Source organism: Acinetobacter sp. 1000160, assembly GCF_000588715.1.
Taxonomy (GTDB): Bacteria; Pseudomonadota; Gammaproteobacteria; order Pseudomonadales; family Moraxellaceae; genus Acinetobacter; species Acinetobacter courvalinii.
The window spans coordinates 162,511-177,389 of record NZ_JFWP02000007.1; the positions used below are offsets into that span (position 1 = coordinate 162,511).

The window sequence follows — 14,879 nt, forward strand, 5'->3', positions numbered from 1 at the left end:
CGAATCAATTATTACCGCCTTGTAACAAATGAGTTAAACCCCATATCCTTAAAAGTCTTGTATACAGATTTTTTTTCATTAAGATGAATATTAGGCTTCTCGCCATTGCCAATATATCCCAGTTGATGTTCATACCAGGTGATATTAATTAAGCTGAGCTTATCCAATAATTTCCAACCTGTAGATAATGATCGTAGTTCAATTTTTTGGCGATGACCTGATAAAAATTGATTTGGTAAATCTGGTTCTACGCACAATGTACGTCCTAAACCGATCAAGTCTGTGGAATCTTGTTGTAAGGCATCATTCATTCCCTTTACACTACGAAAGCCACCAGTCAGCAAGATTGGAATGCTACACACATCTCTTACTTTTTCTGAAAAATCAATAAAATAAGATTCTCTTTTTTGTGTAGAGGCTTTAACATTTACGCCTGACATGGCCTGTGATTCATACGTTCCACCAGAGATTTCGATTAGATTTACCCCAAGCTGTTCAAGTTTTTTGATCACTTGAATAGAATCTTGTTCATCAAAACCACCTTTCATGAAATCTGCTGAGTTCAACTTAACCCCAATCGGAAAATCCGGTCCTACTTTCATGCGAATCGCTTGATAGACTTCGGATAAAAAACGCATCCTATTTTCTAGACTACCACCCCATTGATCAGTACGCTGGTTGTGTAATGGTGATAAAAACTGGTTGACCAAATAACCATGTGCACCATGAATCTCAACCCCTGTGTAGCCTACTTGTTTTGCCAATTCTGAAGATTCTGCAAATAATTGAATAATATGTAGAATTTCAGCTTCATCAAGCGCTTTCGGTTTATTAAATGCCAACTGAAAACCGCCAGACATTGCAATCGCAGATGGAGCGACGGGCTGCCATGACATAACATTTGAAACCTGCTTCCCTGGATGGTTGAGTTGTGCCCAAAAATGGGTTTGATTTTGAGTTGCTTTTTTAGTTAATTCGCGGAAAAGTGTCAAATCACTTTGCTGATCCAATACGATATTTTTTGTTTCTGCTAAAAAACGTCGATCGACCATGATATTTCCACTGAGCAATAATGCAGCTCCGCCACAACTCCATGTATCATATAACTTCAATAATTCAGGTGATGGATTATGTTGTTTATCTGCAAGTTGTTCACTTAATGAAGACTTGCACAACCGATTTTTAAGGGTTATTTTTTCAGAAAGTTGAAATTTACTTTCAATAGATAATTCTAAAGTTTGATTATTCATGGATACTCCATGGCAAAAATACTAGGCTCGTCAAATCATAGTATGGTATTAAATGTGGTATGCTGGTTAAATACGGGAAATACTTGGTCTAGTGGTACATTAAATCTTTGTTTCATCGTTATAGATTTGATAAACAACTTCTCATTCCTTCGATTAATCACGCCGATCTGAATATTCAAAATAACCACCACCTTCAGTATAATCAGGCATATTTGAAACCCATGTATAGCCCATAACGGCATATAGCCATGAAGAATCAACTTGGCAATCTATATAAATAGTGCCGCCCGATGTGCCCTCTATCGTCCAGCGAATTTTTTGAGGCAAACTCATCTGTTCACCACTTCTTGGATTGATCTCCTTACTATCTCTAAACTAAGAAACCTCAAATCTCACTCGTTTACCAAAACGTTTTGCCCCCTCATTAATATCTCGCAATTCAGCAATGACAGGTGTTATCTCATCCTCGAACTCAATTATTCCCTCATAAGTGCACACAAGTGAAAAATGTCGATACATTTCACTACTACCTGTCCAAGAAATCACATCAGTCGAGGTCAATTCCAAATCTGTTTTGAATGAACCCACATGGCTTTTTAAATAAAATTTAGGATATTCACAACGAAGTTCATATTCATCAATGAAATGTAATAAACTCCCATCTTCTCTTAGATTTGACCTCATTCGATCAAGCACCCATAACGGGTCGTGCGTTGTAATCGCTTTACCCTGCCCAATACTAATCGTATTTTTTGCATTACTCTGTAAGAGTGAATCATCGTCCCATGCTTTCCATCCTGAATAATCAATTAGGATCATATTTGCCATAAGATGATGTGGGACAGGTAAATCTGAAATCATAATGCCATAATGAGACATTCCATTAGGACCTGACACTGTTTCTAATGGAGGAAATTTTAATATTTTAGGCCTTTGTGTGTCGTAAATAACATCTTGCTCATCTGCCTTTAAAAACTTACAAAAAGCTTTCGTCAAAACACCTTTAACACCGTTCCGATAACCTGTTTGATAAAAAACAGGTATATGTGCAGATTTCTCCATATCAATTCCAAATTAGAATTTAGCTACTTCATCTTAGCGCTATGCATTTTTATGTCTTGACACTATTTTAATCATTTAACTTTTTATGCCATTCGAAGTACTATTTCAGATATATGTTATATCCTATTAAAAAATTAGAGATGGATTTCTAAAATTAAACTTTTAGTAATAAAATAGCTTGGTTAGTTTATTAGCTACACATTATTATTCTGAATTATGGTGTCATCAAAGCGGAACTGTTTAATGCAAGGGTTAAATCATTATCTTTAAAAAATTAATCTGACATTTGAAACATCAGCATCTAATGCATTCCCAATTAACTCAATCAATGTATCAACAGGGCTCGTTTTTCCTAGTTTACTAATATGATCATTTTGTATTGTTAATTGTACTGAATGAGCATAGTTCATAAAAATTCAAATAGTGATCTAATTTTTAGTAATACAAGTATAAAATATTCTTTTTTCAATATACTTAGTTATGGGATAAAAAATTATAAAAAGAGCTTAAAGTCTTTTGTGTCTTTTTATACCCTTTTTCCTCTCCTATCCAAAATCATCTTATTTTTACTTTTCACATCCAATATTTGATGAGGGATAAAACTACAGAAGATAAAAAAAAAGCCCTTGTGTTCACAAGGGCTTTTTTGTATTTGGCGGAAGCGGTGAGATTCGAACTCACGGAGGACTCACACCCTCGTCGGTTTTCAAGACCGGTGCATTAAACCGCTCTGCCACGCTTCCAATGGCGGCTATCATATAAATAAAAGTTCAACTTGGCAAATCTTTTATTTAAAAACCTGCATCAAATGCTCAAAATAAAATCAACAAGCGGTATTTTTACGAATTTTCAGGCTTTTCATAGCGAATTGAGTTGATATACCACACTTTTTTCCCCAAAGGTGTGTGCACTTCCACCTCATCATCGACCTGTTTACTGAGCAATGCACGCGCCATTGGTGACTCGATCGAAATATGCTGAGGATGATGATCATAGATTTCATCCACCCCGACAATTCTTAATTTTTTTTGTTCGCCGGCATCATTTTCAATTTCCACCCAAGCCCCAAAGTAGACCTTGCCTTCCTGCTCAGGTACATAATCTACAATTTTTAATTCTTCCAGACGTTTACCTAAATATCGGACACGGCGGTCTATTTTCCGGAGTAGCTGTTTATTGTACTGGTAATCGGCATTCTCTGAGCGATCACCTAAGCTAGCAGCCCAATTCACTTTTTTAGTAATTTCCGGACGTTCGTCATGCCAAAGTTTCTTGAGTTCGGCAACCAGTAAATCATGTCCGGTACGGGTGATTAAATTCGATTTCATAGGCTTAAAATACGTTACTACAACATTCTATTTACAAGTTTTTGCATTGTATGCCTTATTTCACCACGACTAAAGTGTATAAATTTTATTCTTTTTCTAAATCATGTGTTTGTGATGCAATTCTCATTTTTTCTTACGCTAAAATTTGACAATCTGCTTTTTGGCGCTTAATATGCGCGCCTAAGTTTGATTTTGTCTATTTTTTGTACGCATTATTAATGTTGTGAAACATTTGCGTCATTTTTTCCCTTTAATCGATGTCATTTTGAATGACGTTCATGACTTGCCCACCCCTTATTGAATTTATCAACTTTTAAAAGTTAAGGCAGTGTATTGCTGAACTTTTAGGGCATAAATTATCTGTAGCGGAGACAACATGCACAGTAATTCAAGTTCTGGGTCTAGGCCTAGCCTTAACTCTTTATCTTCCACACTCCCGTTCCAAGCATTAGCTTTAAGTATTGCGGTTTTACCTTTTAACAGCTTGAATGCAGAAAAATCGCATCAATACAACTCTGTTGTAACCACCAATGTACTCACTGTCGTTGCAGTTGAAAGTCCAACCACAGTATTTAATGATGGTCAATTTTTACATGGTTTTGGTTATGACCTCGCGCGTAATTATGCGCAAAGTCTTAATGTAAAACTTGATTTTAAAACGGTTCCTGACAATGCCACGGCATTGAAATGGGTCGCTCAGGGCAAAGCCAATCTTGCCATGACCACAGCCAACCTCGCTGCAATTGAGAACAAACAACTGGTTTCTTTTTCAGCCAGTTGTGGCGATCAGGCCAGCCTCAGTAAAAATGGTTTAAACCCTCAGTTAAACTGGGTATTTAAACAGGCAGATGATCCGCTGACCTTAACCGCAAGTGGTTATGTCTGCCAGAGCAAACAGATGGGAACCACCCAGCAGCTCGCTTCATTTTATAACCGGAATGTAGTAAAGCCAGAGTCCTGGTCTGCCATTCAGAAAGATCTGAAACAACGCTTGCCGATTTATAAAGCCAGCTTTAAACAAAGCGCTTCTAAATACAATTTAGATTGGCACTTGCTGGCTGCAATTGGCTATCAGGAGTCTTATCTTAAACCGACCTCAGTTTCTCCCACTGGTGTGCGTGGTTTAATGATGCTGACCAATAGCACAGCTCAAGCCATGGGTGTCAGTAATCGTTCTGATCCGGTCCAGAGTATTCAGGGCGGTGCCAAATATTTTGATCTGATGCTGGACCAGTTCTCAAATGTACCTTATCCGGACCGCAACTGGTATGCATTAGTGGCCTATAATATGGGCCCTGGCGCTGTCAGCCAGATCCAGAAGCGTATTCGTGCCCAAGGTAAGGACCCAAATCAATGGGTCAACCTGTATGATCACTTGCAACGCAATCAGGCACGTAATGGTCGTTATAAGCAAGCGCTACAATATGTGACGCGGATTCGTACCTACTTGGAACACATCAAAACCAATAGCCGTATCGATGTCTAAGTGTCAGGCAATAAAAAAGCTTACCACTAGGTAAGCTTTTTTATGGAGAAAGAATTTAAGCAGTTTGCTCAAGTACTTTCTTGAATAAATCTTTTTGCTCTTGGCTTGGCTTCGCTGTTTGTAAAGCCATAAGCTGAGACATATCACCTTGCACCTTGATTTTACCTGTCATGAATGCTTGCATTGCAGCAGCCATGTCAAACTCAAGGAATACTTTACGTAAAGTTTCAGCATCCATGTTTAAGGTTGTTTTCGCATTTGAAGATAAACCTTTCTGGATTTTACCTGCATCCAAAGAGAGCTCTGTATTACCAGCTGCATCTGTTACAACCAAGTTAATCGCTAAATTCGCAAGCGCAGGTGGCAAGTTTAAATCACCAGCTTCAGCAGTAAGTTTTTCAACAGTTGCAAACCAATCATCAGTTAAAAATGCAGCCATGATTATTCCTCAAATGTATTTGTTCAATTTCTTGTGCCATCTATCCAGACGACATCTCATGAAGCAATTTGCTTGTGCCCTGTTATAGCATGTAATTTTTATTTTGGGCTATGATTTTTTGTACGCAGGATTCAATTTTTAAATTTTTTATAAAAAAAAGGTACTTAACCAGTACCTTTTCAAAAAAATTTATACTTTACTCTGCCGCAAAACTCAGGTTGACCACGTCCAGACGGTTTTTCATCTCTTCCGGATCTTTCATGTCAAACTCGCGTTGACCATCAAGGGCTTCAAAGTTGAATAACTCACGGTCCGCCAGTTGCGAAGGAGAAACGTTCTGTAATGCACCAAAAATACTGTGCAGACGCTTTGGATGCTGTTTGTCCCATTCACGTAACATGTCATTGATAATGGCACGCTGCAAGTTTTCCTGTGAACCACACAAATTACATGGAATGATCGGGAACTGGCGTAATTCCGCGTACTTGATGATGTCTTTCTCTTCGACATAAGCCAAAGGACGGATCAGGATATTCTTTTTATCCGAAGACAAAAGTTTTGGTGGCATGGCTTTCAAACTTCCACCATGGAATAAATTCAAAAAGAAGGTCGCCATGATGTCATCACGGTGGTGACCCAACGCGACCTTAGTGGCGCCGATCTCCTGCGCAAAGCCATACAGCGAACCACGGCGTAAACGTGAGCATACCGCACAGTAGGTCTTGCCCTCAGGCGTCAAACGTTTGGTAATGGTATAGGTATCTTTTTCCAGAATGTAATATGGAATATTGTTCTCTTCCATATAACGTGGCAAGACATCTTCAGGGAAACCCGGTTGTTTCTGATCCAGGTTGACGGCAACCACATCAAAGTTGATTGGCGCAATACGCTTGAATTGCAACAGGATATCGAGCATGGTATAGCTGTCTTTACCGCCCGACACACAGACCATGACCTTGTCGCCCTCTTCGATCATGTTGTAATCACGAATTGCATGCCCCACCTGACGACGAAGTTTTTTCAACAGGCGATAATACGCCGAACTTGTCGGAAGCTCTGGCTTGAAATTAAATCCTTGGTTGGACTCCACTGGCGCGTACATAGACGTGATTTACTCATAAACAAAAATACCGCGCGATTTTATCTCATTCCGAAAAAATGCGCATCTAAAGAATTTTTCAATTTCTTTCAATCGTCATATTTCAGTTTCATACTGGTAAAATTCTGATCACAAAATGTCAAACTGGCCCAGATTGCTTATATTTCAAACTTTTCCACAGTTGTCCACAAAAGCTGTGGATAAATTTGTGGATTTCTTAGCTATTGACAAACTGCCTTTATCTTAAAATAAGGCTTCCCATTAAATTGATCATTTTTTAACCAATCATTTTATCAATTTAAAATCAACAACTTATATAAGTCAAGACTTAGTTTTTAAAATAAATATTTTAATTTTTTTTGCTGAACATTCGCACAAATTGACTTGATTTTTGTCTAACAGTAAAAAATAAAAAAATTGTAGCAAAAGATCTTTTTTTGCTTTTTTTTGTTAAACTGCCACATGCAACTTATGCTCATCCTTTCGCGAATATTATAACGATGAACAAAACAACTTATTTTTTTGCTGTTTGCTTGGGAACAATCGGTTTTTTTAATGCGACAGCATCAAGTTATGCTGGGCAAACCATTTATCAATTTAAAGATGATAATGGGACAACACTACTCACCAATAAGAAAAAGGCAGAGTACAGTCATCTAAAAGTGGTCAAAGCCACTTATTATCCTGACAGTAATATTCATAACTATAGTAACTGGGGCGCCAGTGAAGCCTCTGTACTGCCGAGCTATAGCCGGAATAAAAATGCATTTGACCAGCTGATCCGTCAAGCCGCTCAACAGCACGGAATTTCAGAGGGCCTGATTAAAGCTGTCATGCATACCGAATCAGGCTTTAATATCAAAGCCCGTTCACCAGTCGGTGCACAAGGTTTAATGCAACTGATGCCAGCCACTGCACGCCGTTTTAATGTCAGTAATGCCTATGATCCGCAACAGAACATTTTTGGCGGTGCAAAGTACCTAAGCTGGTTACTGAAACGCTTTAATGGTAATACCCAACTGGCGATTGCGGCTTATAATGCCGGTGAAGGCAATGTCGATAAATACGGCGGTATTCCGCCATTTCGTGAAACCCAGGATTATGTCCGTCGTGTTACCAGCCGTTACCAAAATCTTTATGCTTCAGGCTTAGGTACGTTTACAGAATCCACTAGCAGCAATACTCAGGTACTGGCGCAATCTGCGAATTATTCCTCATCATCCAATAATATTGCTGAAGCCACTCCCGCCCCTAGATCCTATAATCGCCAGATCATTACACTGGCAGATGGGACCTTTACCGATGCGCCATCAGGAACCTATACCACCGCCAATGCCACCGCAACAGCCCGAATCCGTCTAAGCAACTGACAATTCAGGCTATGTATTCTCATGGCATGATTTTTCCTGCTATTTTTTAGACAAAATCGCATTTAAGTCCCTGTTTCATAGTCAATTGATATTTTTATTGGCTAAATGTATCTGCGCCGATTTTTTTCTTGAATTTTTAGGGTTCGCCCTGCATATTAGCGTTATGATTTATAATTTATAAATCAGATCACTTTTTCTTTATAAGAGGGTTTTCTCAATGATGCGGATTGGTTTGTTTTTGCTAACCAACCTCGCGGTACTGGTTGTAGCTGGCATTATCTTGTCACTCTTCGGTGTCGGTAGTTACCATGGCGCGGGTGGCTTGAATCTAGGCAACCTACTGGTCGTCTGTTTTGTCTTTGGTATGGTGGGTTCGATTATTTCCCTGTTCATGTCAAAGTGGATGGCTAAAAAAACCACTGGGACAGAATTAATTGACCCAAATGCACCCCGTAGTCAAGCAGAAGCTTGGTTATTACAAGAAGTGGCGCAATTATCCCAACGTGCAGGTATTAACATGCCTGAAGTGGGTATTTTCCCTTCTTACCAATCCAATGCATTTGCGACAGGTTGGAATAAAAATGATGCTTTAGTAGCTGTTTCAACTGGCCTACTCGAGCGTATGAACAAAGATGAACTTCGTGCCGTACTGGCGCACGAAATCGGTCACGTTGCCAATGGCGACATGGTGACTCTTGCGCTGATCCAAGGTGTGGTCAACGCCTTCGTGATGTTCTTTGCACGTATTGCAGGTGACTTCATCGACCGTAACGTATTTGGTCGCGAAGATGGTGAAGCACCCGGTCTTGCTTATTTTGCCATTACCATTGTACTCGACATCGTCTTCGGTATTTTGGCCTCTGCCATCGTGATGTGGTTCTCTCGTCAACGTGAATATCGCGCAGACGAAGCTGGCGCACGTTTAGCAGGTAAACAGGCCATGATTTCTGCCCTGCTTCGTTTACAGGCAGAGTCAGAAATGCCAGATCAAATGCCGAAAGAAATGAAAGCATTTGCAATTGCGGAAGGTAAGGAACAAGGCTTTAGCTTAGCGGCTTTATTCCAGACCCACCCAACCATTGAACAACGTGTTGCGGCATTGCAGCAATTAAACGTTCAATAATCAGTATCAGATTCATGATAAAGCCTCCATCATGGAGGCTTTATTTTTGCCTAAAGACTAGCGTGTCTGGAAAGATTGATAAAATTGCCACAGATAACTGAAACCTGCCCACACTGCCAGCACCAGTAACATCACCACTGCGATGCCCAATAAATCGGGAATGCGTAACCAGATCCAGCTCACCACCGGATTACGCCAGAAGGCAGAAGTTTTCTGTTTTTGCTCAAGTGACTCATGCAGGAATGGATGCACCACATGAATATCGCTGTGGACCTGATACTCTTCTCGAATATGCTCATGCACGATCTCCAGCGTCTTGCGGCTAGGGCGGATGAATACGTCAAATACAGTGCCGACAATCGGCACGAAGCCAACCAGCATATCCATAATTGCCAGTTTCACCACACCTTTGAGCTTATGTTGCGGTACACCGACTTCTCTGGCTTTTTTAAAGGCATATAAGGTCAGAATAAAACCGGCAATATCTCCGGCAAATGGAATCGTGCTGAGTGCAGCATCCGCGCCCACGCCCTGCTTGGTAAAGGGTATGCGGACCAGACTGTCCATAGTATTGGCAAATTTGGCCAAATCACGCTCGACCGCAATCGCTTGCTGCTGAGTTAGTTTTTTTTGTTCTGGGTAATCAGTCATTCGCTCAACCTAAAAACGATGTTTATGCTTGAGAATAAAGTAGTTTTTAGGTTTTGTCGGTACAATTATGATTACAGCCTAGAATAAAATCATGGAGGCGATAAATAAATAAACGATCACCCCGGTGGCATCACAAATCGAAGTGACCAGTGGTGCTGAGGCACTGGCTGGATCAAGCCCGGCCTTATTTAAAATAAATGGCAAACTCATCCCGATCAGGCAGCCCATCAATACGATCCCCATCATACTTAAGGCCAGGACTAGTGCCACCATTTCGTCACCACGGAAATAGCCCAGTAGCGAAACAGCCACCGCCATGGTACCACCTAGGCACAGGGCCACCAAACTTTCCCGCCCCAGTAGCGAGAACCAGTCTTTAAACTGCACATCTCCTGTCGCCAAAGCACGGACCATCAGGGTGGAAGACTGTGAGCCGGCATTTCCGCCACTCCCCACCAGCAATGGCAAGAAAAAGACCAGCACCAGATTCTGCGCAATTACATCTTCATAATGTGCAATCCCGATGCCGGAAAGTAGGCTTCCGAATACCAAGAAAACCAGCCAGAATACGCGTTTCTGGTAGAGCTGTAAAATCGGTGCAGATTTAATGCTGAGTTTGGATGAAGCATCGACCGCCCCGACTTTTAAGAAGTCTTCAGTGGCTTCTTCACTGGCCACATCCATCGCATCATCATAGGTTACGATCCCGACCATCATGTCGTAGTGATCAAGAATCGGGAGTGCCAGCAGATCATAACGGGCAATGGTCTTGGCCACCTCATCCTGATCGGTATCGACATAGGCAGTCAGCACATTGGTTTCCATCAACTCATTAATATTCTGTTCTTCATCTGCCAGAATTAACTGTTTCAGGGATAAAACCCCCAGAATTTTTCGTGCCTGATCCAGTACATAGGCAAAATAAATCGTTTCGGTGTCGGGTGCTTCCAGACGCAACATTTTAATTGCATCCTTAACCGTAATATCAGGCTTGAGCGTGGCGTATTCAGAACTCATGATTGCCCCTGCCGTTCCTTCCAGATAAGCAGAAAGCTGGCGAATATCTTCTCTTTCAGCCTGCGCTAAGGCAGGCAATAATGCATTCTGTTGTTCCTGATCCAGACACTTGAAGACATCAGCGCGCTTATCCGAAGACATCTCTCCAATAATCTCTGCCAGTATATGTCTAGGCATGGCTTTGGCCAGTTTGACCTGTTCATTGGGAGGAAGATAGGAGAAAACGTAGGCACGCTCAGGTAAGTGGGTAAGCAATAGTTGGCTTTGCTCTACAGAGAGCTGGGTCAAGACATCGGCAAGATCCACCGCCCGAAAGGTCTGTACGGATGCGAGTGCAAGTTCAATATGGTTATTTTTAAGTGCGTCGCTTAGTAAATATAAAAAATTATTGTAGCTCATGTCAGCCTCTTCACTACAAATGCTCTGCAATGAAGAACTACAAGCAGCTTATTGGTTTACTGCTAAATAGAAAGCTTCATGCAGACTTTGATGAAAATAAAAATGTGTAATCCGGGATAAATTACAACTCTGCGTGTCCATTTAGGCAATCAAACCTCATTAGACCGTTTATACGGCATGGCAATACTACAAATTTTTTTGAATATTCTCAACTTACTCAACAAAAATGAACAGTTGCTGGCTTAGTCTAGGCCAGCAACTGTTCATTTTAGCGCTGTTGTAAAACAATATGGTTAAGCAGTTTCAACCTTCGGTTTTGGCTTAAATGCCGTTCTCACCAAGACATACATAAACGGGATAAAGATCAGTACCAGAATGGTCCCGAAAACCACCCCGCCAAACACGCTATAACCAATCGCCTGTCGGCTTAACGCACCCGCACCACTCGAAAACATCAGCGGGATAACGCCGGCACCGAAGGCAATCGAGGTCATCAAGATTGGGCGTAGTCGTAATCCTGCGGCATGTAAAGCCGCTTGCAGTGCGGTTTGTCCCTGTTGTTGCAGGCTGGCTGCAAATTCAACCATTAAAATGGCATTTTTACAGGACAAACCAATAGTGGTGAGCAAGGCAATCTGGAAATAAATATCGTTGGAGAATCCAAACAGGTAACTGAATAAAATCGTTCCGCCGACCCCTAAAGGAATCGCCGCCATCACGACCGAAGGAATAGACCAGCTTTCATATAGAGCTGCAAGGCAGAGGAAAATAAAGGCGACTGAAATGAGATACAGCCAGATCGCCTGATTACTGGATTTCTGTTCCTGATAAGACAATCCACTCCAGGCCAGCCCGACATCTGGCATTTTATCGACCAGTCCCTGAATAGCCTGCATCCCTTGCCCACTACTAAAACCGCTCGCGGCATCGGCTTCCAGACTAATGGCAGGATAGCCCATAAAGCGCTCCAGCATTGGCGGTGCGCCCTGCCAATCAATCTGACTGAATTGCGAAAAGGGTACCATTTGTCCATTGGCATTTTTCACATACCAGTAATTGAGATCTTCTGGCTTGGAGCGGTATGGTGCATCGCCTTGTAGATACACGCGCTTGATCCGGCCACGATCAATAAAGTCATTAATATAACTGCCACTCCACGCGGTCGATAAGGTGCGGTTAATATCACTGACGTTGAGCCCGTGTATCATGGCCGCTTTATGGTCAATCTTGATATTCAGTACAGCCTGATCATCATTGCCTTTTTTATCCACATTTTCGACCGAATCCAGCGCATTGCCCTGTTGCTGTAAATCCTGAAAAGAGCTTAATAGACTCTGTCTGCCCAAACCTTTGGTATCCTGTAGCCAGAAATCGATCTTATCTGAATTTCCAAGCCCACGAATTACCGAAGGCATCATCACCATAATGCGGGCCTGATTATTCTGCGAAAAATACTGCATTGCTCGCGCACGAATTTGCTGGGCACTGTTTTCCGTGCCCTTGCGCTCATCCCAATGTTTAAGTGAAACAAAGGCCTGCCCAAGATTTTGTCCGGTACCTGAAAAATTGCGTCCATGAATCACCATTACCCCGTTTAAGTTGGCCTTTTCATGTTCAAGGAAATAGTCAGAAATCTGTTTGCCGACATTTTCCGTTTTGCTCATCGGCGTACCTTCCGGTAAACGGAATTGCACTGCTAAAGTTCCTTGGTCTTCCTGAGGTAAAAAGCTACTAGGCAATTCGCGATACACCCAGACAAAAATCCCAATCAGGAGAGCAATGCCGATCAGGGACATGCTTTTCAGGCTGATGACTTTGTTAGACACCTTCAGATAACGTGTTTTAATAGAGTCCAGCCCTTGATTAAATTTGACTGCCCAACGTGCTTGTTTGTGTTGCGGTTTAAGCAAAATGGCACATAAAGCCGGGGTTAAAATCAAGGCGACCAGTAAGGACAACCCCATCGCCACCACCAAGGTGATGGAGAACTGTCGATAAATAATCCCTGTCGCCCCACTAAAAAAGGACATCGGAATAAAAACGGCGGTCAGGACCAAGGTAATCCCGACCAAGGCCCCACTGATTTCCTGCATCGATTGAATCGAGGCTTGTTTGGCACTGAGTTGCTGCTCGTGCATAAGACGCTCAACATTCTCAACCACCACAATCGCATCATCAACCAGCAAGCCAATCGCCAGCACCATGGCAAATAAGGTCAGGGTATTAATACTCATGCCCAAAACAGCCAAGACCGCAAAAGTGCCTAGGATTACCACAGGTACCGTGATGGCAGGAATCAAGGTGGCTCGCCAGTTTTGCAGGAAGATAAACATCACCAGTACCACCAGTCCGATGGCTTCAATCAGGGTGGAGACCACCTGCGACATCGACTCTTTTACAAATGGCGTGTCATCCCGTGGATACATCACAAAATAACCTTCTGGTAAGGTTTTTTCTAAACGGGCCACTTCTTTATACACCGCATCCGCCACTTGCATCACGTTCGCGCCAACAGTCAGCGACAAGGACAACCCCGAAGCAGGATAACCATTGATACGGTTAAACACCTGATAATTTTCCGCCCCAACTTCAACTCGGGCGACATCCTTTAAATAGACAAAACTGCCGTCAGCATTGGCTTTGACGATAATATTTTCAAATTGCTCAGGGGTACGTAACAACGAGCCTGAAGTGACTTTGGCATTCAGGTATTGATCACTTGCCGCAGGTAGTGCTCCGATCGCACCTGCTGCCACTTGTGTATTCTGGTTTTCAATCGCTGTTCGGACATCACCCACCTGAAGCTGATAACGTTCAAGTCGTTGCGGGTCCAGCCAGATGCGCATGGCATATTGCGAACCAAACACACTGACTTCGCCAATGCCTTCAATCCGGCTTAGATTGAGTTCAAAGTTATTGGTAATGTAATCGGAAATATCCAGATTGGTTGATCGGCCAGACTTATCCCCGACCCCAATCACCATAAAGGAGTCACTTAAAGATTTACGAACATTCACACCTTGGCGCTGAACATCATCGGGAAGACGGTTAATTGCCCCATTGACTGCATTTTGGACCTGTACCTGTGCCTGATCAGGATCGGTGCCTTGTTCAAAGAATAGACTAATACGACTGTTGCCACTGGCATCACTACTCGAACTAAAATAGAGCAGGTGATCAATGCCTTTAATTTGCTGTTCCAAAACCTGGGTCACACTATCTTCAACCGCCTGAGCATCCGCACCGCTATAATTGGCCGATACCGTAATTCGGGGCGGTGCAATATCGGGATAACGTTCTACGGGCAAATTCAGAATGGCGAATAAACCAACTGCCATCACAATAATTGCCAGCACAGTGGCAAAGATCGGACGATGAATAAAAAACTTAGATAGCATGGCTGTTCATTCCATTAGTGAAACAGTCAGTTTTTCAAAATGATAGGCAAATACGAGTGCTTTTAGAATATGATCATTACCGAGCTGACGGGCAAACGCCATGCTTATTAACATATCATTTCAAAAAGCGTAAATTGCGGAGAAATAATGAATTTCGAATAATTCACAATAAAAATTCATACCATCGCTTTGCAATAATTCAGCAGTTTAATGCTGTTAGGTAATTTAATTTACTATGCAATCAAATACTTCTTAAT

The 14,879-nt window shown here is 41.9% G+C and carries 12 protein-coding genes and 1 tRNA gene; 3 read left to right on the forward strand and 10 right to left on the reverse strand.

All coding sequences use genetic code 11. The annotated features are described in order from the left end of the window. Nucleotides 1–11: 11 nt before the first annotated feature. The 5 genes from J699_RS04440 to greB all read right to left on the reverse strand — a co-directional run bounded on the left by J699_RS04440 (nucleotide 12) and on the right by greB (nucleotide 3,640). On the reverse strand, nucleotides 12–1,250 hold the full coding sequence (locus tag J699_RS04440) for an NADH:flavin oxidoreductase/NADH oxidase family protein (RefSeq protein ID WP_032870306.1): 1,239 nt from the start codon (nucleotides 1,248–1,250) through the stop codon (nucleotides 12–14). Between the two features lie 153 nt (nucleotides 1,251–1,403). Then, a complete protein-coding gene (locus tag J699_RS19420) occupies nucleotides 1,404–1,583 on the reverse strand; it encodes a hypothetical protein (RefSeq protein WP_032870304.1) in 180 nt (59 codons plus the stop codon). A gap of 42 nt (nucleotides 1,584–1,625) precedes the next feature. Then, nucleotides 1,626–2,312 carry a DUF6670 family protein gene (locus tag J699_RS04435; RefSeq protein ID WP_032870302.1) on the reverse strand — a complete coding sequence of 229 codons (687 nt, stop codon included), beginning with the start codon at nucleotides 2,310–2,312 and terminating at the stop codon, nucleotides 1,626–1,628. Between the two features lie 653 nt (nucleotides 2,313–2,965). Further along, nucleotides 2,966–3,055 (reverse strand) — tRNA-Ser (locus tag J699_RS04430). Between the two features lie 96 nt (nucleotides 3,056–3,151). Beyond that, a complete protein-coding gene (greB, locus tag J699_RS04425) occupies nucleotides 3,152–3,640 on the reverse strand; it encodes a transcription elongation factor GreB (protein WP_005231858.1) in 489 nt (162 codons plus the stop codon). 376 nt (nucleotides 3,641–4,016) lie between these two features. Here greB and J699_RS04420 point away from each other — a divergent pair, with 376 nt between their 5' ends. After that, the gene (locus J699_RS04420) at nucleotides 4,017–5,126 is read left to right on the forward strand and encodes a transglycosylase SLT domain-containing protein (RefSeq protein ID WP_032870294.1); all 1,110 of its coding nucleotides are present in this window, start codon (nucleotides 4,017–4,019) and stop codon (nucleotides 5,124–5,126) included. Between the two features lie 55 nt (nucleotides 5,127–5,181). On the opposite strand, the gene J699_RS04415 is transcribed toward J699_RS04420, so the two are convergent. Together J699_RS04415 and ttcA are read right to left on the reverse strand one after the other, a co-directional pair. After that, the gene (locus J699_RS04415; protein ID WP_005231862.1) at nucleotides 5,182–5,565 is read right to left on the reverse strand and encodes an SCP2 sterol-binding domain-containing protein; all 384 of its coding nucleotides are present in this window, start codon (nucleotides 5,563–5,565) and stop codon (nucleotides 5,182–5,184) included. A 196-nt stretch (nucleotides 5,566–5,761) separates the two neighbouring features. After that, a complete protein-coding gene (ttcA, locus tag J699_RS04410; RefSeq protein ID WP_032870291.1) occupies nucleotides 5,762–6,667 on the reverse strand; it encodes a tRNA 2-thiocytidine(32) synthetase TtcA in 906 nt (301 codons plus the stop codon). 497 nt (nucleotides 6,668–7,164) lie between these two features. Between ttcA and J699_RS04405 the strand changes: the two genes are divergently transcribed. After that, nucleotides 7,165–8,034 (forward strand): lytic transglycosylase domain-containing protein, encoded by an 870-nt coding sequence (locus J699_RS04405; protein WP_032870290.1) that lies wholly within the window; start codon nucleotides 7,165–7,167, stop codon nucleotides 8,032–8,034. Between the two features lie 217 nt (nucleotides 8,035–8,251). Continuing rightward, a complete protein-coding gene (htpX, locus tag J699_RS04400; protein ID WP_005231873.1) occupies nucleotides 8,252–9,157 on the forward strand; it encodes a protease HtpX in 906 nt (301 codons plus the stop codon). Nucleotides 9,158–9,214: 57 nt separating this feature from the next. Here the strand turns inward: htpX and J699_RS04395 are convergent, their stop codons facing one another. From J699_RS04395 to J699_RS04385, 3 genes are all read right to left on the reverse strand, one after another. After that, entirely contained in the window at nucleotides 9,215–9,808 is a 594-nt protein-coding gene (locus J699_RS04395) for a DUF4112 domain-containing protein (protein WP_032870289.1), read from the reverse strand. Between the two features lie 78 nt (nucleotides 9,809–9,886). Further along, a complete protein-coding gene (mgtE, locus tag J699_RS04390) occupies nucleotides 9,887–11,224 on the reverse strand; it encodes a magnesium transporter (protein ID WP_005231875.1) in 1,338 nt (445 codons plus the stop codon). A 293-nt stretch (nucleotides 11,225–11,517) separates the two neighbouring features. Continuing rightward, on the reverse strand, nucleotides 11,518–14,622 hold the full coding sequence (locus tag J699_RS04385) for an efflux RND transporter permease subunit (RefSeq protein ID WP_032870287.1): 3,105 nt from the start codon (nucleotides 14,620–14,622) through the stop codon (nucleotides 11,518–11,520). Nucleotides 14,623–14,879 lie beyond the last annotated feature (257 nt).